Annotated in this window: 20 protein-coding genes; 1 reads left to right on the top strand and 19 read right to left on the bottom strand. The window is 46.0% G+C overall.

Annotated features, from left to right (window positions below):
- The 11 genes from B5E62_RS17650 to B5E62_RS10010 all read right to left on the bottom strand — a co-directional run bounded on the left by B5E62_RS17650 (position 1) and on the right by B5E62_RS10010 (position 11,348).
- Positions 1 to 147, bottom strand: a complete 147-nt coding sequence (locus tag B5E62_RS17650) for a helix-turn-helix domain-containing protein (RefSeq protein WP_275532586.1) — start codon at positions 145 to 147, stop codon at positions 1 to 3.
- A gap of 38 nt (positions 148 to 185) precedes the next feature.
- Complete coding sequence (locus tag B5E62_RS10055) at positions 186 to 1,679, bottom strand: toll/interleukin-1 receptor domain-containing protein (protein ID WP_087174437.1); 1,494 nt, start codon at positions 1,677 to 1,679, stop codon at positions 186 to 188.
- Between the two features lie 89 nt (positions 1,680 to 1,768).
- Complete coding sequence (locus B5E62_RS10050) at positions 1,769 to 3,493, bottom strand: hypothetical protein (protein ID WP_143468843.1); 1,725 nt, start codon at positions 3,491 to 3,493, stop codon at positions 1,769 to 1,771.
- The gene (locus B5E62_RS10045) at positions 3,477 to 5,225 is read right to left on the bottom strand and encodes a hypothetical protein (protein ID WP_162610294.1); all 1,749 of its coding nucleotides are present in this window, start codon (positions 5,223 to 5,225) and stop codon (positions 3,477 to 3,479) included. The genes B5E62_RS10050 and B5E62_RS10045 overlap by 17 nt, the downstream gene beginning before the upstream one ends.
- A gap of 64 nt (positions 5,226 to 5,289) precedes the next feature.
- Positions 5,290 to 7,074, bottom strand: a complete 1,785-nt coding sequence (locus tag B5E62_RS10040; RefSeq protein ID WP_143468842.1) for a hypothetical protein — start codon at positions 7,072 to 7,074, stop codon at positions 5,290 to 5,292.
- Positions 7,075 to 8,165: 1,091 nt separating this feature from the next.
- Positions 8,166 to 8,354, bottom strand: a complete 189-nt coding sequence (locus B5E62_RS10035) for a hypothetical protein (protein ID WP_087174433.1) — start codon at positions 8,352 to 8,354, stop codon at positions 8,166 to 8,168.
- A 108-nt stretch (positions 8,355 to 8,462) separates the two neighbouring features.
- The gene (locus B5E62_RS10030) at positions 8,463 to 8,738 is read right to left on the bottom strand and encodes a hypothetical protein (protein ID WP_143468841.1); all 276 of its coding nucleotides are present in this window, start codon (positions 8,736 to 8,738) and stop codon (positions 8,463 to 8,465) included.
- A gap of 37 nt (positions 8,739 to 8,775) precedes the next feature.
- Positions 8,776 to 10,017, bottom strand: coding sequence for a relaxase/mobilization nuclease domain-containing protein (locus B5E62_RS10025; RefSeq protein WP_242957828.1), 1,242 nt, complete (start codon positions 10,015 to 10,017; stop codon positions 8,776 to 8,778).
- The gene (locus B5E62_RS10020; protein ID WP_087174430.1) at positions 9,966 to 10,346 is read right to left on the bottom strand and encodes a plasmid mobilization protein; all 381 of its coding nucleotides are present in this window, start codon (positions 10,344 to 10,346) and stop codon (positions 9,966 to 9,968) included. The genes B5E62_RS10025 and B5E62_RS10020 overlap by 52 nt, the downstream gene beginning before the upstream one ends.
- 165 nt (positions 10,347 to 10,511) lie before the next feature.
- Complete coding sequence (locus B5E62_RS10015; protein WP_143468840.1) at positions 10,512 to 10,868, bottom strand: hypothetical protein; 357 nt, start codon at positions 10,866 to 10,868, stop codon at positions 10,512 to 10,514.
- 231 nt (positions 10,869 to 11,099) lie between these two features.
- Positions 11,100 to 11,348, bottom strand: coding sequence for a hypothetical protein (locus B5E62_RS10010; protein ID WP_087174428.1), 249 nt, complete (start codon positions 11,346 to 11,348; stop codon positions 11,100 to 11,102).
- A gap of 95 nt (positions 11,349 to 11,443) precedes the next feature.
- Between B5E62_RS10010 and B5E62_RS10005 the strand changes: the two genes are divergently transcribed.
- A complete protein-coding gene (locus B5E62_RS10005; RefSeq protein WP_055220643.1) occupies positions 11,444 to 11,677 on the top strand; it encodes a helix-turn-helix domain-containing protein in 234 nt (77 codons plus the stop codon).
- A 54-nt stretch (positions 11,678 to 11,731) separates the two neighbouring features.
- On the opposite strand, the gene B5E62_RS10000 is transcribed toward B5E62_RS10005, so the two are convergent.
- The 8 genes from B5E62_RS10000 to B5E62_RS09965 form a co-directional block, all read right to left on the bottom strand.
- Entirely contained in the window at positions 11,732 to 12,169 is a 438-nt protein-coding gene (locus B5E62_RS10000) for a hypothetical protein (protein WP_242957827.1), read from the bottom strand.
- Positions 12,166 to 13,110 (bottom strand): ParM/StbA family protein, encoded by a 945-nt coding sequence (locus B5E62_RS09995; RefSeq protein WP_087174427.1) that lies wholly within the window; start codon positions 13,108 to 13,110, stop codon positions 12,166 to 12,168. The genes B5E62_RS10000 and B5E62_RS09995 overlap by 4 nt, the downstream gene beginning before the upstream one ends.
- A gap of 261 nt (positions 13,111 to 13,371) precedes the next feature.
- Entirely contained in the window at positions 13,372 to 13,641 is a 270-nt protein-coding gene (locus B5E62_RS09990; protein WP_242957825.1) for a helix-turn-helix domain-containing protein, read from the bottom strand.
- A 123-nt stretch (positions 13,642 to 13,764) separates the two neighbouring features.
- Complete coding sequence (locus B5E62_RS09985; protein WP_087174483.1) at positions 13,765 to 14,115, bottom strand: TnpV protein; 351 nt, start codon at positions 14,113 to 14,115, stop codon at positions 13,765 to 13,767.
- A gap of 20 nt (positions 14,116 to 14,135) precedes the next feature.
- Positions 14,136 to 15,131 (bottom strand): ParB/RepB/Spo0J family partition protein, encoded by a 996-nt coding sequence (locus B5E62_RS09980; protein WP_087174425.1) that lies wholly within the window; start codon positions 15,129 to 15,131, stop codon positions 14,136 to 14,138.
- Positions 15,132 to 15,383: 252 nt separating this feature from the next.
- On the bottom strand, positions 15,384 to 16,763 hold the full coding sequence (rlmD, locus tag B5E62_RS09975) for a 23S rRNA (uracil(1939)-C(5))-methyltransferase RlmD (protein WP_087174424.1): 1,380 nt from the start codon (positions 16,761 to 16,763) through the stop codon (positions 15,384 to 15,386).
- A gap of 98 nt (positions 16,764 to 16,861) precedes the next feature.
- Positions 16,862 to 17,806 carry a 3'-5' exoribonuclease YhaM family protein gene (locus B5E62_RS09970; protein WP_087174423.1) on the bottom strand — a complete coding sequence of 315 codons (945 nt, stop codon included), beginning with the start codon at positions 17,804 to 17,806 and terminating at the stop codon, positions 16,862 to 16,864.
- 71 nt (positions 17,807 to 17,877) lie between these two features.
- Positions 17,878 to 19,164 carry a S1C family serine protease gene (locus B5E62_RS09965; protein WP_087174422.1) on the bottom strand — a complete coding sequence of 429 codons (1,287 nt, stop codon included), beginning with the start codon at positions 19,162 to 19,164 and terminating at the stop codon, positions 17,878 to 17,880.
- Between the last annotated feature and the right edge of the window lie 9 nt (positions 19,165 to 19,173).

Here is a 19,173-nt window from a genome sequence, read left to right as displayed (position 1 = left end):
TTAACGCTCCTCTCCTATATAATCACCCACTTCATCCTCTGAATTCGGCATAAATTCAACAATGTCATCAACCACGCAGTTCAGAACACCACAAATCTTGCAGAGCACCTCCGTGGATACATTATTATTCTCCCCGAGTTTGGCAATATCCCCTCCGATTACAGTGAAATCAACTGAATAGCTTCCTACCCCCTTCTCACTACATCAACCACTCTTTCCAGCGCTGAGTCCAGATTCTCCGCGTCCATATAGATTCCGTGCTGTGTATCTATTTTTTCTAGTCCCTGTGGCAACTCTACCGGAAAAGAAAATCCGTCCACAAACACATTAATCACTTTGATCTGATTACCCGAATCCATAGCACGCCGGAGTTCTTTTAACATATAATTTTCTCCTTCGACTCCTTCGTCCAGACACTCCGGCGTCAGAACAGCAACAACATACATCCCGTTTTTCATCGCTTTCGCAAGCTGGACATTAAAGTCTCCCGCCCGCATGGATTTATAATCGTAGAATACCTTGCAGCCACTCTGTTTCAATTTATCATGAATCAGCCTTGCTGGGTATCCGCCGTACTTTCTCCGGTAGCTGATAAAGACATCGTCCTCCGAAGTTTCCTCTAACCATTCAAGCCGCTCCGGCAGGTTCCACACTGTGGTACACAGATATCTGTAGAAAAGCGTATTGATATGTATCTGGTTGGTGAGCATAACAAGCTGCTGCTGCAGATGGCGGATCTTTCTCATGGCAGGGTACACACACATATCGTTAGACGCTTCACGGCTCTGCTTCTCCAGTTGTTCTGTGCGGGCGTTCAGACTTATATAGTACAGATAAACCATCAGATAGTCCCGGGAAATGGCGGGACCCAGACCTTCCCTCAGGAACCTGACGTTCTTCTCTGCAATATCAAGAGCCTGACGCATATCCGCCGTTCCCGCAAGAGATTCTTCTGACACCACCCAGTTAATATAGGGATACTTCTCCACCTGATAAAGAAAACTGCTGTCGATCTTCTGAGAAACCTGACAGCTTCCATCCGCATTGAGGCGGAGCTTCTCAAAATAAATACCGGACGTTTCCGGATCCAGTTCTTCCACGATCCCATAGGAAAGGTTCATTGCTCTGAGGAAAGTTCCTCTCTGCGCTTCCGCTTCGAACTTCCCGAACATCCCAAGGATTTTCCGAATCAGATTTTTTACGGTAAATTCTGCTTTATCAGTTTTGTCCCTGTCTGTCTTTACTGTATAACAGATCTTCTTCTCAGCTTTTACATCAGTTAACATAGCACGGAGATCCAGAACTTGTTCTTCATCCAAGCTGTCCGCTCTTACATGCAGGGTAAGATAACCTTCGCCTCTCTTGAAAAACCAGCCGTTCACCTTCGAGATCTTAAACGGAATATCCTCCCTGTTTTCCATGCGGTAAGTCCAGTTTTCCTTGACATGCAGTCCAAGGTTCTTTCTGTACTTCTGCTGCAGTTCCAGGCACCGCACCAGCCCCTGCTCCTCATCTTTCCACATATCTTCATTCTGCTCGTTTAGGCGGTTACTCCGGATTGCTTTCCTCTGGAAATACGGTTTCCCTCCGGTATCCTCCTCTGTCCCTATCTTTTCATAAAAGGACGGATTGTACCAGAAGGGAACAATCAGAGACATCTCAAATCTTTCGTACATCATTTTCTATACCTCCCTGAATTATAAACATCAATACTAATAGTATCCGAAACATCAAAAATCCATCTCCACCCCGGGGAATTCTGGAAGTATTAGCGTTCCATCCAGGTAATTAATATATTCCACAATTTCTTTTTCATTTTTTTTTTCGACGGCTTATCCCAGTTATTAAAGACAAGTATATTTCCTGTCCCGGAGGCCATCAGAAAAGGACTCATATTCCGCACTGTATCCGAATTCTTCCTCCCGATCACTTTACGGTACGTTTCCCCCGGCCACACCGGACTGTCCTCTGTCTCAAGAGTAAGATCGTTTGCGGAGAGGATGAGAATGTTCATCAGAGCCAGTTTGAAAACCAGCTCAAACAAAATCTCTGCGTCCACATGTTCAAAGGAACCGTGTCCCCGCAGTACATTTCTCAAAGATGTAGTCAGATAAACGATTGAAGTATAGACAGGATAAGTTCTGTCGGGCCTGTAGTCCGGCAGATATTTCCGGATGACCGCCATCTCTTCCTCTGTGATGATCCGGGAAAATATCTCTTCGAAAGTTATCCGGATATCGCCCTGCTGAAATTTTTTCCGAATCACACTTTCCTCAAGTTCTTTCCCCATGCTCATAATATTCCCGATATCTTTTCCGTGTTCTTTCATCCAGGCCGTATCGTCTCCATGTTCATATGCAGCGGCCATGCGGTACTGGAGGTCAGTAAAGTCAAACACCGCGTAAATTGCAGGCAGTATTTCCAGATCATTCAGAATTTTTCTTAAAAACTGCAGGCACAGGCAGGGCCCCTTCCCAATGCTGAGATAAGTATCCGCTAGCTCTTCGTTTTTGACGAAACGCAGCGGCATCCTCACGTTTCTCTTCCTGCGGAAGTTCTGATCTGATATCAGACTCTCTATATCCATCCTGCCGTGAAGCTTCAGATCCGGAAATTCTTCTGTCCTGACATTGCTGTTTTCCGAAAGAACGCCAAGCAGACGTTTTACATCGATTCCGTTTTTCCCGTAGCCGAAACTTAAGACCAGAAGCCTGGAATGTGGTGTGTTAAGGGCAGAATAAATCCGGCTGACAAACTCTTCCCGAATGTCTTCGTCAGAATCGATACAGATAAGATAATAGACAAAGGTTTCCATTTTCACTCCGGCATCTAAGGCTTTCAAATCTTCCCCGGCCACTATGATCTGGGAAATCTTTCCTTTCCATGGAACCCGGTCAAAGGTGGACAGCCCCTCCCGCCCGTTAGAAATGCAGTACCATACCTGATCCTCGTATTCCCGGTCTGCTTTTAACAGGTTCCACACCTTATGATACTGCGCAGCAGGCAGGATACTTCTCCAGTACAGAACACTGCCGCAGACAAAAAACAGCATAAAAAGCCACGCGGCAGCAGATTCGCCTGTCAGTATTTCTGTCATCCCTCCCAGTCCTGCCGCTGCCGCCAGTTCAAGAAACAGTCCTGCAAAGACATCACACAGAAAAGAAGTTCTGTATACAAACCGGTACTTTCCGGATACACCCTGAAGCTCCGTATCCGGCAGCATACCAGCAAGATGATTCAGCAGAAAGACGATCATTACTGTCCCCGCTATGAATGTAAGTTCTGCAAAGAGTATATATCCGGCCCCGCTGATCAGCAGGCTGGGAATAATTCTTCTGTAAAAACGCTCCAGCACGTCCCTGATTACAGCGGCAGGGCCATTCTCTATGTTAAGCCAGACATGGAAATTTACCGCGGAAGCCAGCAAAATCCATATTCCTATCCAATAGTTTCTGTCCCGTCTCCGGTTATTCCAACTAATGTATCTGTTCATCTTCTTTTCTCCTGATATCTGCCGGCAGCATAATACTGCTGCTGTTCCGGAATGAATTAAAGCAGTATTCATCGTAGGTCTTGTTGTAAGAATACAGGAAATAAGGGGTATCCCCGACATAGACCATCCAGCCGAGTTCCTCCAGATTGGAAAAATCTCCATCAAGCTGATCATTTACTATCATCTGATTGATCAGAAACACCAGAATCTCAAGCAGATCCAGGTTGATTTCATCCGATATCTCAAAAGTAAATACCCCGTGGCCTCTTGTATAATTCCGCAGCCGATTGGAAGCCGCAATCAGCTCGCCTACCGTGTATTTTGAGAATGAGTACTCCCTTACCGTAACGGCTTTCCATATCCTTTGAAAGCTCTGGAAAACCGAATCCCCGCGGTGACTGCGGCTGATGATCCCATCTATATCCCTATCATGGACAACATTCTCTCTCAGCTCTGTCCACTTTTTAAAATCCGCCATCACGATCCGGTTTCTGACTTTCCCGGACAGCGGGACTGCCTGATGGGAAACAGCGATCATAGTATATAGGTAGTTCACAGTCTCCAGCCATTTAATCGCATAATCAAACACAAGAAACCGGTTTATATTCTGGTCAAAATACCGCCGGAAGGCAATGATTTCATCTACGATGCAGTTCGTAACCGTAAGACTGTCCGTCTGCAGTCTTGAAATAATCCCGGTCTGCCTCTCACGGTACTGCAGAAAACCTTTTAACGCTATGATTTCTTTCATTAATGTCTCCAGATCGGAAGCGTACCGGTCGTAGAAACGGATATAGTCTCGGAAGGCATATGTATCCTCACAGTATGCAATGTTGAACGTACCTCTTTCCTGAAGCCTAGTTTTTTCAAACTTTTCTTTGTCCTTCAGCTCTTTTCCCGCCGCCTCCCCGCTGTACACGTCCAGCATAATGAAGCTGCCGTCATTTCCTTCTGACAGGTTCCGGGGGAGTAGATAAATCTCCTGTTTTTGCAATTTCTCAATGCAGTTTCCTTTCCGCCAGAATCTTTCATAAAGAAAGGACTTCTGTGAGGAACTGTTTTCTCTCACGATTACAAGATATCTTTTGATTTCTCTGTCTTCGATAATTGATCTGTAATACTGCAAGATTTTTCTGAAATAAAAAGATGAGAGGAGGACATGCCCCAAAATCATGGCCACAAACACAATCGCAAAAAGCTCAGCTACAGGGAAATCCAAAAAGCCGGCCAAACTATAGGTTCCCGTCAGAATAATACATACAGGAATTCCCGTGCAGAGCATCTCCTGAAACAGTCTGTTTCCGCTGAAAACCTGATCTGCGGTCTCCTTTTCGATTTGGTCCCGGAAGAAAACTTTCAGGTAATTCAAAATGATTCCTGCCGCGAAAATAACACACACAAATATGAAAAAATACAGCCTCGCAGCCTGCAGGGAGCCGAAAGACTCTGTATAGGCCAGCTCCAGGCCCGACCATTCCGCCGGGACGCAGTTTTCTTCTATATAGTTCCAGTACTGGCCAAAGGACGCCGCCAGGATCAGCTCTCCCGCAACCAGAATCGCCAGAACCGTCCCTGCAGATCTTCCTGCCCTGCTTCCCAACTGCCAGACCAGATACATCACAGCGGTCAGCACTGCTGTTGCCGCGACATACTCCAGCGTTTTCTCTGTCACAAAATCATACCACCAGTCTCTCAGGCTGACCTCAAAGACACTGGAAATCATTGTGGGCATATTATCTGCCATAGCGATCAGCAGAATGAACGCCACAAAACACAATATTCCTGTTCCGATAGATTTAAATAGAATCTTCATTTTCCACCTTTATGGTTATCACCGGACGGACGCCTATATTCTCCGCTGTGTTCCACATTCCTCTCTCACTGATCAGTCCTTCGCCTGTTACAAATGGCATTCTAGCAGTTTCTCTTTTATCTTCATTTCGAATCCACCAGTATACACAGCCGCTGCCGGTGAGGATATCTCCCGGTCCGCCAGCAGATTTGCACCGCATGCGTTCTTTGTTTTTCGAAATCTGCTTTGCTTCCTCCATTGTCAGAAGATCAACCTCTCCCTTCAGGAATCCCTGCTCTATCGTGCTGAACCATTCCTGCCTGTAAACAGAATTCAACTTCTTATACAGATCAGAATTCTTCCATGAGACAAGCTCCGGGGCAGCATGGATACACTCTACTTTCAGAACCGCTCCGCACAGCAGACGGTATTCTGTTTCTTTCCTGCTGATACACTCCCACAAGATGGATTCTCCATGGATCCTACCGATTTCAAATTTTCCTGACTCCGTACACTTCTGCAGATAATCCCTAAAACAGCTTTTTCCCCGGTCGGCGCTGTCCTTATAATCCAGAACTGTACCATACAAGCAGGCGCCTTCCCGAAGCGCTCCCTCTTTCACCAGTTTTCCTGCCCGGATATAAATTCTCTGCTTTTCTAATGTTTTTCTTCCAAAATAGATACTGTCGCCGACCGCAAGCAAAAGAGTCAGCCCCACCGCTGTTACACAAAATATGATGTTTCTCCTTTGATTCTCCGTTTCTGCCGCAAATCCATAGGCCTCTTCATATTCGTTTTCCTCCAGAAGGGCGGTCAACTGTTCTGTTTCCGCGTTCGACAGCGTATGTATCCGGTAATTTGCAGTCAGGAAACTGCTGTCAAAATACCTGCTTCTGACCAGTTCATTTCCGAAAGTCCCCGCAGATAAACACTGTGAAATCCTTCCCTGATAATTCTCTTCATTATCCTGCCCCCAGAAGGAAACGATACCTGCCGCATACCGGCCCGATGTAAGACCCAGATTCACACAGTACTCTATGGTACTTTCGCTGTAGCTTCCAACCGCTATGCCAGCGTATGTATCGCCAAAGCTAAAGCATCCCCGAATGACTGCGTAATCCGAATTATTGTCAACGATCCCGCCGCCGTTCATATCTGCAAAATTCCCGCAGGATTGTATGAATCCCTGATTATATCCGGATATCCCGCCCAGATCATAAAAGTCCGAGTCGATGGATACTTCCGCATAGTTGATACATCTGCTGACTGTCCCGCTATTATCTCCGGTGATGCCTCCCGTTCCAAAGGAAGCAGACATTCCTCCCCCATAGCCGCCGCTCACGCCGGAGCCTCTGATCTCTCCAGATACGGAGCAGTCGTCTATACCGCCCCAGTTATTTCCCGCAATCCCTCCAGCAGAGCCCGCATCTGCCTCTACTGTGCCGCTAAAGCTACACTCTAGGACATATCCCGAAACATAACCGGCTATCCCGCCAGTTCCCGTGGCAGAGTAGCTGTATAGCTGGCAGTCAATAACATTCAGTTCCCGAATCACAGCTCCTTGGGTATAGCCGAACACACCCACATAATTTTCATCGGAAGATATGCTTATGTTCCTGAGCGTATGCCCGTTCCCATAAAAATTTCCCTCAAAAGGGCTTGTGTAGCTTCCTACTGGATCCAGATAAGTCTGGTCTGCAAAGTCCAGATCCGTATTTAATTCGATCCGATACCCCAGGTAGCTTCTCCCTTGATTAACGTTTTCGGAAAAGTCCAGCCAATCATCCATGGAATTGATTTCCATGGTATAGTGTTCTCCCGCTGATCCGGTCTCTTCATATGGCACTGCCCTCTGGACATAAGCACTGAGGTTACGGGATAATGCACTTTTCCAGATGAACAGCGCGGTCAGGATGCAGATCAGAAGAAAAATCTGTATGACTATGATTTTCTTCGTAGCTGTGGTTTTCTTTTCTTTGCTCTCATTCATTGATTTTCACAAGGAACCTCCTTCAAAATCCATGTTCAGGAGACGCAGACAGTTCTGTGCCTCCCTACACCCTCGATTCGCTGCCTGGCGTCTATATTCATTCCATACTCCTTGTCGCAAAACCGGCCTTCAGGATCCAGAAACAGCTATGTAATTTTATAATCTTCTTTCGGCGATCTGTCTTTCTTCAGATACTCCGTTGCTTTCATTTCGCCTTCGGGTATCCCATGCATTCATTTATATAATAACCGGCACGCTCCATATCGGTCGGAGACCACTCTTTCGTGCTTCCTTTCTGAAGTATATACAAAATAAGGATACTCCTTCTTTAACCAGACGAGGTGCTAATCTTATGATATCTCAAATAGAGTGAAATAAACATATTCAAAATCAGTTTTCTTATGCAATAAAAAACTCCGTTTATTTTCCAAACTAAATTCTCTCCCCATGTTACCAAAACTGGATTTTACTTTAGGGCAAAAGTATTGTAATTTCATTTCACGTTTTTTACACTCTTATTCAAAGTAAATCTAATAATTTTTTATCACATTAGATATAGTCTTCTTTCCTCCTGCTGATTTTCTCAATAAAAAAGTATATACGAGAATATCCCTATATCATTACTCTTATTATACATCTCAGCATATATACCAAGCAACGAAAAATGATACCAGGATTTCTAGCATTCAGAGATTATGTTTATCTTAATAACTTCAATATCTCTGGACAGTCTCACCTTCTTCCCTTTATATGTGCCAATATTACAGTCATAGATAGTCTCCTTTGTCAACGCTTCTTTTACTCCACGTGCTCCGTAGTTACTATGCTGTTCTTCCAATTATACCATTAATAATGTCTCATCCACATGTTCCAATTCCATCCCATAATTCTTATATAACAAACTCTGCTTTCTCTGTAAGGCCCTCCAACAACTCCTTCATCATCTCCAGTGCTCTTAAAAATTGCGTGCTTTTCCAAATCGCAAGAATCATCTGCATAGAATATTTGCCCACAAAAATATCCGTTAATGGTATATCATTTACCCATTCACAGATATATATGGCAATTTCATCATTCATGGATAGGCACGCTCTATGAAATTCTCCTTGAAACTATTTGACATCACCCTCTAATGAAATATGTGTACTTACATTCTCTCCTACCTTTTTATTTACCATTTCCTATTTTTATTTTCCTCGAACAAATATTCGAACAATGCAAATCAACAAAACAAACAAAATAAGTTTCTCTTCCATATTCATAACTATAAGTATCAATACAATAATACCCACACCTATATCCCATAATAATTCCGTTGCTTTCATTTGTTCTATTCTCTGATCTGCCTTTTTCTTTACTTTCCGGATTTCTGATTCTGCCTTCCGTTTTTCATTCTTAGCCACATATATTGCCGATTGTGCCCTATCATCAGCTTCTTTCTGCTTTTTCTGTGCTGCCTTCACCACATCTACAGAAGACTGTACCACCATCTTTTCCAGTTTAGAGTTCCGGGCCTGAACGTCTTTTATTCTTTCTTTGAGCTGCTCTTGCTCTTTCCTGCTCAGCAATCCGTTCCTGTTCCGCAGATCGTCGTTGCTTCTCTGCAGAGACTGACTGATATTCTGCGTTTTGGACAATTCTATTTGCAGTTTCTGATTTTCCTCGGTTAACTTCTGAAGCTCGTCTTGCAGCTTCAGACTTTCGGATGAGAGACTCCGAATCCCTTCTCGAAACTCTCCGATTCGTTCCATACATTTCCGTATCAATTCTCGATCTTTTGTCTGGGCTTTCAACAACTCGTCCCTCTCTGCAGTCACTTTCGACAGGGCCTCCGCTTGTTCCTGCGACAGCTTCTTCCACTTGTTGATAGTATCGTGTGAGATCGGCATCAACTGTGTCATATCTGTGGATATCATGGTTTTCTTTTTGTTCATTTCTGATAAATTCATCCTCTAATTCCCCCTTACTGATTTTTAAATGAAAAGTCTTAGAAAGGTTGCTGTCACGTACCTTCTTTCCTTCCTGGTTCTGGAATGTGATATGCTTTCTTTTCTCTGTCCAATTGACGCTCCATCCTGCATTCTTCATTTCTCTGATAAATTGCTCCCGGCTGCTACAATACTCCATCACATTCAACACAGCCATGGCACAATCCGCCACATAACTATCCTTTGCATGGTTACGAAATAGATTGTATTTATCTTTACTCCATGCGATCACTTCTCCGTTCTCAATCTGACTACCATCAAAATGCTTGCCTTTTTCCGCTATGGAGAGTCCACGTTCCCGGCACATCCGATTCGTCAGCTGCTTCATACGTTCCAGATCTTTTCTGGAATTATGCAGTTTTTTCCCATTTTCGTAACTTACAGAATTGGTAACTATGTGGCAGTGAATATGGTCTTTATCTTTGTGGACACTGACAACTGTCTGAAAACCGGCAAACCATTTTTCAGCAAATTCTATTCCAAATTCCAAAGCCTGCTCAGATGTGATTTTCTCATCCTTATGCCAGGAAATCACATTATGGGAATACATCCGACCAGAATCCTTCCCCCATAATCGTTTTTCCGCTAAAAACGACTGATATACCAGATCATAATTTACTTTTTCATACGGATACGGCCCAATGATATGAACAAGATGCTGCTCCGTTTTTCCCTCCCGCAGGATATACTCAATACAGTTTCTCATTGCCCCATGGGAATTTGTCCGCTTATTAATTGTCTTATTGATTGCCATATCGTTTCACACTCCTTCCGATACCCCGATATGTTTTCACTGAGACTGTTTAGCACATCTGCTCTGGGATAAAAACCGCCAGCATTCATATGATGTGCGATCTGGTTGATATTGGTTGTTGCACCTCGCAGCAGACGGTTTATTTCCCCAAGCCTTTGATTTAATACATTCAATTCCTCTTTTACCTCCGCTGACATTAGATCCACATTTTCAATTGCGGCAAGTATCACTGCCTGCTGTGTCTGACCCGATGCTTTGATCTTTTGCTGAAGCAGGGCATATTCTTTCTCATTCATCCGTATCGTAACGGTATGGTTTCTTTTTCTCATAATCCTTTCACTCCTTCCATAATCTACACTGTTATTTCTAAACACTTCCAACTACGCGGGGATTCCATAAGGGGCAGCATCGCCCCTTTGGTGGGCGCAGGGCGCATGACGTCCGGTGGACGTCAGTTTTGCGCGGACCGAAGTGGCAACGGAGACAAGCCCTAGTCAATCTGTGAATGGAATGTCCGGTGGACATTTCAGGAACAGAACTTCATAGCATTGGCGGCCAGGGTTCCAAGGGACAGCGTCCTCTGGCAAGTTTAGGAACAGCCCATAGGCTGATTCCGGTGCATAGTGGCTTGCCACTTTGCGAAACTTGCCTGTCATCTGCTGCCATTCCATACGTGCTGATTGCTTCTGCTCCTCTTCACACAAATAAAAGAAAGGCAGGAAGATGACAGTGGTTTTGTGGGATGCAAAAAGGATGTGAAGGAAATAGAAGTTCTCACCTTTCCAGAGAATTTCTATTTTCCAGAATATCTTTTGGGCATCCCACTCCGGTGCGCAGTACCGGACAATCATGTGCCGTATCCGGCACCTAACCAGACATATCTGTCTGTACTTTTTGTACATCCTGCCAATCTCTACCGTTCACCGCACTCTTTTCCACTACCCAGGAACAAAAATAGCAGTTAAAAACAATAACCGTTTTTTCCCGGGGAAATTGTCTCAACTGCTATGATCTTTTACTGCTATTATTCAATTGTCCATTCATCAAATTCTGTTAAACTTCCATCCAAGCAGATCCACTTTTCAAAAGTGCTGAAGCTCTTCCAACTCTTTCTCCAATTTCTCAATACGATGGTGCTGATACCAGATTACCCCTGGCAGACCTGCAGCCATAAGAAAGGCACAAACCAACACCTTCAAAGCATCCCATCTGGATTCTATTCCACTCCTGGAAAATCCACACACAAGATTGACGAATAGGATATAAAAATATCCACAAAATAAAGATGTACAAAACATCCCTTTTAAAAATTTCCACATTTTATTTCCCATCTTTACACCTCCTCAAAATAAGTTTAGCGATTTTTTCGCTAAATATCAATAGTGAATATTTCGCTAAGATATTATGAATCCATGAGGTGAAAATAATGTATAGTAGAATCCGAAATCTAAGAGAGGATCGTGATCTCACGCAAAAACAAATGGGCGAGATCTTAAATTGCAGCCAGCGAATCTACAGTAATTATGAATGCGGCGATGTAGACATTCCCACACAAATCCTGATCAAACTGGCCAAATTTCACAAAACCAGCGTTGATTATCTGCTTGAACTGACAGATGACAAGCGCCCCTACCCCCGTAAAAAGGATGGAAATCAATAGATTCTGCCCGGATTCTCGTTCCGGGCAGTTTTTCTGCTCTTTTTTTATTTTATTTTAAAAACTGTCTGCAAAATCCAATGCCGCATCTGCATTTTCTTCCTGCTCCCTGTCCACCGAATCAAAAGCAAAACCACCTTCTTCTTTTTCTTGCATAAACGGCTGTCCGACACCATTCATATACGGATACAGCAACTCCATGAGATTTTTCGCAAGCAACATAGGAACCGATTCTTTTACCCCTTCTTTGATAGCGTTCTGCACCTGTCTCAGAAACGCATCTTCCTTTTCCCGAGTCTCCAGGTAAGGATCTTCTTCCTTCTCATATTCTCGACCAAAATAATCATTCACTGCAGCTACTACCGCCCGTGTATAGGATTTATATTTTTTCCTGTTCATGGTCTGTAAATACTTCCAGGCCTGACGGTCTGCCTCGTCCAACAGGTTCAGGCGGATATTTGTATTGATGATTTTCCGTTCCTTTCTCATGCTCATATCATTCTGCCTCCATTCTTCTGAATTTTTCTGACTGCCAGCATCTCATAACCTTTTGCTGCTGCACAAATATCATGGATAATGGTTACCCGGTTCCTGACATAATCTCCAAAGTTTTCGATCATACAGCCACCGCCCCCGACTACATACAGCCGCATTAATTCCGGATTATATTCGTGTTCCCTCAGTTTCCGAAAGATTTCTGCTGTATAATCTCTTGCAGCCGCTTTCATAACATCCAGATATTTTTCCCCGATATCTGCCGTTCCTTTTCGAATCACCTGTTCAATAACCAGATCGTCCACTACTGCTCCCATCCTCCTTAATAACTGTTCCCTGACAGCCAGCACACATTGATGTGTCCCGTATTTTTCAGTAAAACATTTCTTTTCTACCGGTCGTGAATTATTGATATACATGATATTCATTGTCCCATTTCCGATGTCCGCCAGCATATTGATTTCCTTAAAATCCTGTAGATGATATCCGACGGCTGCAAAACCCTGTGGAAAAATATCTGCCCCGATAAACTCCACATGATAAGCTTTTCCACGAAACACAAAATCCACCACTGCATTCTGAAGCAGATAATCACGAAAAGTTTCTTTCTGACTGCTCACCCATGTCAATGGAAGTCCGGCAGCCAGATGTACTTTCGCCTGATCCACCCCTTTACTTTCCAACTCACTGGAAACGGCCGCAAGTGTAAGGATGTAATAGTCCTCATCCTCCGTTTTTTCTGCCCGAAACTCCTTGTGTTCTTCTCCAATCTGGTAATACACTCCTTGGTAAACCAGAAGGTTATTCTGGAAGGTAGGCTCCTTTTCATATCTAGTTACACCTGTCCGAAAACATTTGCAGGCTGTTTTCATGTTTCCATATCCATGATCCACACCAATCACTGTAATTATCTGATTTTCCTTATTTTTCATCATTCTCATATTATCTTTCTCCTTTATTTTTTTGAACCAAATTAATACTTACGCTCTTTGATAAGATAGATATTTTATTATCTCTTTCATTAATTCTTTAATATTGAATTTCTTACATACTTAATAGTATCCCATGATCCTGCACAGGTTTTTCCCACATAGGTTTCTCCTATGGCCTGACATTCCCAGATGGGAATAACCCATGCAGGGATTTCCTATGGTCTGATGTATCCAGATTGTAAAACCTGTACAGCATATTTTCATATCTGCTCATTCATTTTCCTTCCCCAAAGGTACTTCACGGACAATATATTCCGTATCCCCATAACAGCCGTCGTAATACCTGTTCCTGTGTCTCTCCACATATCCATGATGTTCTAATTCTTTTATAGCTGATCTTACAGAATCAATTCCATCCCTGCTTAAAGATGCCAGCCCCTGCATATTATAATTCCAGTCATCTGGCAAACTCAGCATCAGAGAAAGAAGGCCTTTTGCCTTTAAAGAGAGTTTCTTATTCTTGAAATGATGATTGCTCATAACTGTAAAATTCTTCGTCCGCTCCACCTGGAACACCTGTGACATAGCTCCACCTCCAATGAAAAAGGCACAAAGCCTTTCATGACCTGTGCCTTATCTACTATTTTCTGTTTATCTATTCTTTCACAAAACGTAAATCAGCTCCGCCAAAATCATTTCCTCTGCAATTGCCCTATGCTGATTGACTGCTCTTACCCACGCCATCTGGTCATCCCCTTTATCTGGCAAAGGATCACTCTTTTCCAGCTGTTTCAATATAATTTCTTCCCGCTCCTTTGCCGCCCGGTCAATCTCCAACAAATGCTCCCCAAGCGTATCTTTTAAAAGCATCACCTGATATTTTGCCCGTTTGCAGTTTTTCAGGTAATCCCTGCGCAAGAATCCGTATTTTCCGATATGCAACATCTGTTCTCCAGATTTATATTCCAGTTCCGGTAGCAAATACCCATTCACATTTTTATAATTCAGTTCCATAAATCTACCCTCTCTTCCCATTATATTTCCTGTTGAACATCTTTTTTCTTATTTTGATGTGCCCATCCTTTCAGTAGTTTTTCGATCAGATCTGCCTGTTGAGCCGGTGTATAATCTGGTGGGAAATACTTTCCAATCCGTTCAAAGGGAATTTTTATCTGTTCCCTCTGGTTAGGCTTGATTTCCTGCAGAATATCATAAATCATGTCCATATCAAGCTGTTTCTGCTGACTCATCCTCTTTAACCGGTTGGCCTGTGAAATATTCGGAATACACTGTTCCAGTTCCATTACAGCATGAAGCTCATACTGTTCTTCTTCTGTCAGGAATGAAATTTCCACTGCAGAACGGATTGCCAGCAATTCCCGGTCAACCATATCCAAAATCTTCGGTATCAGTTTTGTGAGACGAATATAACGCTTAATCTGGGTCACACTTTCCCCCACCATCCGGGCAAGCTGTTCATTGCTCCGATAACCGCCTGCAGAATCTGTCTTTTTAATATTTACCTTACCATTTTCAGAGACATCCGCTTTTAATAAAGATATCTCAATCATTTCCTCAATACACTTCGGTTCCAATGGGTCCGAAGACAAGTCCTTTCGTTTTCCCTGCCGGTTCATTGCCTGTAACCTCATCTTATAAGCAAAGGCTTTTTCACTCGGCAGAATTTTTTCTCTCTGTAAATTACTGTCTATCATTGCAATAACTGCCTGATCATCATCCATAGTACAGATGATAACCGGAACTTCTTTGATTCCTGCCCAGAGGGCAGCTTCTTTTCTTCGATGCCCTGCAATGATTTCAAATCCTTCTCCATCCGGATTTTTACGAACCAGCAGCGGCACCAGTATACCTTCCTGCTGAATACTTCTGCGCAACTCAAAGAGTTCCTGATTTCGTTCTACTTTAAACGGATGTTCTTTGAAGTCATGTAATTCCCTTATTTTAATCATTCCAATGTCTGCACGCGGCGCGTCAGTCTGTAATGAACACATCGCTTTCTTTTTTACCATTTGAATTTTCCTCCTATTCCGTACAAAAGAAAAAGGACTCTTACCTTCCAGAAAAGCTCTGAAAACAAGCGTCCTTTTCACTCTTATCTACGATATTCAGATTGAAATGTTACATCAACTTTTATGTGTCTACTCATACCACATGCAAAACTACAGACACTTCTATGCCATCCATAATCTGTTTTTTTCGTCCCTGTTTGCCTGTCGGTGCGAAACTTATATACCTCGCAAAATGCCTGAAACAAAGGATTTCTACGAATTCACCCGATGTAGACAACAGACGGTCTCCACATGCACCGTATGCGGAAACATATCCACCGCCTTCACTCTGTCCAGCTCATACCCGTTCTCCCGCAGGTACTTCACGTCCCGGGCCAGGGTGGCGGGGTCGCAGCTGACGTACACGATCCGCTCCGGCTGCATCTTCACCATGGTCTCCAGCACGACCTGCTCACAGCCCTTCCGGGGCGGGTCCACCACGATGACATCCGCCTGCACCCCCTCTTTTTCGTACATGCCGGGCAGCACCTCCTCCGCCTTTCCCACATAGAACCGGGCGTTGGAAATATCGTTGATAGCGGCATTGTTTTTGGCGTCCCGGATAGCCTGGGGAACGATCTCCACCCCGTAGACGCGGCCTGCCCTCCGGGCGAGGAAGAGGGAGATGGTGCCGATACCGCAGTACAGATCCCACACCGTCTCCTCCCCTGTCAGCCCAGCGAACTCCAGGGCCGTGCCGTAGAGCCGCTCCGTCTGCAGCGGGTTCACCTGGTAAAAAGAGAGGGGCGAGATGTGGAATTTCACATCGCCGATATAGTCTGTGATATAGTCCTGGCCCCAGATGGTCTGGATATCCTTTCCCATGATCACATTTGTCTTCTCTTTGTTGACGCTGCAGGTGATGCTCGTCATGCCCTGGATGGGGGACAGCCGCTCTGCCAGCACGTCGCTGTGGGGAAGGGTGTCTCCATTGATGACAAGACAGACCATCAGCTCTCCGGTGGCAAAGCCCTTGCGGATCAGCACATGGCGCACCAGCCCTGCGTGGGTCTCCTCATCGTAGGGCTGCACATGGCATTCCTCCATAAATGCCAGGATTTCCTGCAGGATAGGCTGATTTTCCTCTGTCCCCAGGGCACAGTCCATGTCCGGCAGGGGGATGATCTGGTGGGTCCGGCCGGCGTAGAATCCTGCTGTCAGATGTCCTTCCCTGTCTCTGCCAATGGGATACTGGGCTTTATTGCGGTAGCGGAAGGGCTCGTCCATGCCGATGATCCCCTCCATAGCGGCGTCCAGCACCTCTTTTGGCACTGCGCCGAGCCTCAGAAGATTGTTCTCCACCTTGTCCTTTTTAAAGTCAAGCTGCTGCCTGTAATCCATCTCCTGGATCTGGCAGCCGCCGCATCTTCTGGCCTCCTTACACCTTGCATTTTGGCGGGCACGTGAGGGCGCAAGAATATTCATTAACCTTGCATACCCATAGTTTTTCTTCATCTTCATGACCTTTGCCTCCACCAGGTCCCCGATGATCGCGTCCTTAATAAAAAGAGCGCATCCGTCTACCTTTCCGATGCCCTCTCCCCCAGTGCCCATGTCCTCTATCCGCACTGTCACCAAATCATTTTTCTGCATAAATATTCCCCTTTGTGTCACTTTTACGCACCAGTTATATGAATTTGGGACGTAACACTTTTAAACTTTGTTACGTCCCCAAATACATTTAATACAATTTACATCTCCGTCCGGCGCAGGTTTGTCTCGAAGAGCCGGTTGTAGCCCAGCCACTCCCTGCTGCCCTGCTTATCCTTGAAGATCTCGGTCAGCGTCTGCATCTTGGCGTCCGTGCAGTCCGCGAAGTTGAGGGCCATGGCCTCGGCCAGGGCCGGCTTCTTCGGGGAGCCGTACTCCAGCTCGCCGTGGTGGGCGATGACGCAGTGCTTCAGCTCGCTTGCCAGCACCTCCGGGAAATCCGGGATGGTGCGGATGGCGTCGCTGATCATCTCCACGCCGATGACGATGTGGCCAAGAAGCTGGCCGTCGTCCGTGTAGTCGTTTGCCGGGAAGGGAGACAGCTCCCTGATCTTCCCGATGTCATGGCACATGGCCCCGGTGTAGAGAAGGTCCCGGTTCAGGATGGGATAGGCTCCCGCCATGTACTCGCAGAACTTCACCACGCTTAAGGTGTGTTCCAGAAGGCCCCCTGCAAAGCCGTGGTGGACCGTCTTGGCCGCGGAATGGTTCTTGAATTTCTTAATAAAATCCGGGTCATTTTCAAAGTAGTATTCTATGATCTTCCGAAGGTACGGGTTCTTTACCTGCCGGCCGTAGGATAAGAGCTCCTGGTACATGGCCTCCGGGTCCTTCTCCGTGGAGGGCATGTAGTCCGCCGGGTTGTACTCGTCCTCGTATGCCTTCCGGATCTGCTTGATATTCAGCTGCAGCGCGTTGTTGTAGCTGATGACCTCGCCGTACACCTCGATGAAATCCATCTCATCGTAGTCCGCGATGCCGCTGGAGTTGGGGTCCCACACCTTTCCGTCCAGCGTCCCTGTCTTGTCCTGGAGGATCAGGTTGTCGTATGGTTTGCCGTTTCTTGTCTCAGCGGAACGCTTGCCCTTGCACAGGTAAATGTTCCTGATGGTCTCTCCCTCGCAGAGGGTGTTGATATATCTCATATAAAATGCCTCTTTCTGATTAAAATTGCAATTCTCTCGTGTCTTTTGAACCTTGAGTCTTTTGCGTTTTCTTACTCTTTACTTCCCACAGTCACCCGGAAGGTGATATCCACATAGCCGCCGGTCCCCTGACGCTGTCCCTCGACCCGGATCTCGTCTCCTTCCTCCTGCTGCATCAGGACACTGTTGTAGCCGGACAGGGTGGTCACCGCGGTGCCGTCCACCTCCGTGATCACATCGCCGCTCTGTATCCCAGCTGCCATAGCCGGGGAGTCAGCGCTCACCTCCTGCACGTAAACACCGGCAGGGATACCCTGGCTGGCTGTCAGCTCCTCTGTCACCGTGACACCCTGTATGCCAACGTACGGCACGGACTGCCCGTTTGAGAGGAATTCCAGGGCTTCCTTCAGGTCAGAGATGCCGTAGGCCGCCACAGGCCCCGACTCCCCGTCGCTGTAGAAGCGCTCCTGGTCTATCATGCCGATGATCTGGCCTTCTGTGTTGACCAGTATCCCTGTACCGCTGGTGCTGCCGCCGATATCCGTGCACAGGAGGCTGTATTCCCCGTCCGCCCTCCGGGCCGTCTCCCGGGTAGAGGAAATGACGCCAAAGCCCATGCCGCCATAATACCCGAAGGGACTGCCGACGGCGATGACGATGTCCCCCTTTGACACGCCCCCGGAGCTGCCCAGGGCCACTGTCTGGATCTGGTTCCAGGCTCCCTCCGACAGCGCGTTTTTCGCGATGGCATAGACGGCGATACCAAGGTTGGCGTCCTGCTTTTTCACGCTGACACTGTAGTAATTTCCGTCCATGAGCCGGCCACGCAGGGAGCCCCCCTCGGGCACCGTCAGGCTCCTGGCAGCCACCAGGAGCTCCACGCCGTTGTCCTCAAAAATGACGCCGGCCACACTGTCTTCGTCCACAAGCGTCTGGTCCTGCTCTTCCGGCTGGGAAACCTGGACAGATATCTCCACCATGCTCCTGTTCACCGTGTTTGCCACTGTCACAAGAGACTGGTTCAGTTGCTCGTAATCATCCACCGTGAGAACAGGGGAGGTCTCTTCTGTCTGTCCTTCCTCTCCTTCCTGGGTCTCCTCCTCTTCCTCCTCCGGGATGGTGATCGTCCTTGGATTGCTGGAAAACCGGTCCTCCACCCACGGTCTGAGGGCATAAAATCCCAGACAGGCCGCAAGTCCGAATATCAGACCAAGGCCCGCATATTTCATGACCGTGTTCCGGCTCTTCCTGTATCCTGCATCTTCATCCTTGATGGTCTCCTGCATAAAGGAAAATTCTTCTTTCTTTTCTTCTCCGTTTTCCTCTCTGCGCTCCTCAGGATTTTCATGATATTCCATGACCCATCT

The sequence above is a fragment of the Lachnoclostridium sp. An118 genome (genome assembly GCF_002160985.1).
Lineage (GTDB): Bacteria > Bacillota > Clostridia > Lachnospirales > Lachnospiraceae > Claveliimonas > Claveliimonas stercoravium.
The sequence above is the reverse complement of the archived record's forward strand: the minus strand, read 5'-3'. Positions and strand labels throughout refer to the sequence as shown.

What these genes read in the sequence shown, in the direction of transcription:
- B5E62_RS10015 (WP_143468840.1), bottom strand. Translation starts at nt 10,868, where the DNA reads ATGATTGTCCGGTACTGCGCACCGGAGTGGGATGCCCAAAAGATATTC.
- B5E62_RS09965 (WP_087174422.1), bottom strand. Translation starts at nt 19,164, where the DNA reads ATGGAATATCATGAAAATCCTGAGGAGCGCAGAGAGGAAAACGGAGAA.
- B5E62_RS10005 (WP_055220643.1), top strand. Translation starts at nt 11,444, where the DNA reads ATGTATAGTAGAATCCGAAATCTAAGAGAGGATCGTGATCTCACGCAA.
- B5E62_RS09980 (WP_087174425.1), bottom strand. Translation starts at nt 15,131, where the DNA reads ATGGTAAAAAAGAAAGCGATGTGTTCATTACAGACTGACGCGCCGCGT.
- B5E62_RS09995 (WP_087174427.1), bottom strand. Translation starts at nt 13,110, where the DNA reads ATGAGAATGATGAAAAATAAGGAAAATCAGATAATTACAGTGATTGGT.
- B5E62_RS09985 (WP_087174483.1), bottom strand. Translation starts at nt 14,115, where the DNA reads ATGGAACTGAATTATAAAAATGTGAATGGGTATTTGCTACCGGAACTG.
- B5E62_RS10050 (WP_143468843.1), bottom strand. Translation starts at nt 3,493, where the DNA reads ATGAACAGATACATTAGTTGGAATAACCGGAGACGGGACAGAAACTAT.
- B5E62_RS10010 (WP_087174428.1), bottom strand. Translation starts at nt 11,348, where the DNA reads ATGGGAAATAAAATGTGGAAATTTTTAAAAGGGATGTTTTGTACATCT.
- B5E62_RS10035 (WP_087174433.1), bottom strand. Translation starts at nt 8,354, where the DNA reads ATGAATGATGAAATTGCCATATATATCTGTGAATGGGTAAATGATATA.
- B5E62_RS10000 (WP_242957827.1), bottom strand. Translation starts at nt 12,169, where the DNA reads ATGAGCATGAGAAAGGAACGGAAAATCATCAATACAAATATCCGCCTG.
- B5E62_RS10025 (WP_242957828.1), bottom strand. Translation starts at nt 10,017, where the DNA reads ATGGCAATCAATAAGACAATTAATAAGCGGACAAATTCCCATGGGGCA.
- B5E62_RS10055 (WP_087174437.1), bottom strand. Translation starts at nt 1,679, where the DNA reads ATGATGTACGAAAGATTTGAGATGTCTCTGATTGTTCCCTTCTGGTAC.
- B5E62_RS10040 (WP_143468842.1), bottom strand. Translation starts at nt 7,074, where the DNA reads ATGGATGATTGGCTGGACTTTTCCGAAAACGTTAATCAAGGGAGAAGC.
- B5E62_RS10020 (WP_087174430.1), bottom strand. Translation starts at nt 10,346, where the DNA reads ATGAGAAAAAGAAACCATACCGTTACGATACGGATGAATGAGAAAGAA.
- B5E62_RS10045 (WP_162610294.1), bottom strand. Translation starts at nt 5,225, where the DNA reads ATGCCCACAATGATTTCCAGTGTCTTTGAGGTCAGCCTGAGAGACTGG.
- rlmD (WP_087174424.1), bottom strand. Translation starts at nt 16,763, where the DNA reads ATGCAGAAAAATGATTTGGTGACAGTGCGGATAGAGGACATGGGCACT.
- B5E62_RS09990 (WP_242957825.1), bottom strand. Translation starts at nt 13,641, where the DNA reads ATGAGCAATCATCATTTCAAGAATAAGAAACTCTCTTTAAAGGCAAAA.
- B5E62_RS09970 (WP_087174423.1), bottom strand. Translation starts at nt 17,806, where the DNA reads ATGAGATATATCAACACCCTCTGCGAGGGAGAGACCATCAGGAACATT.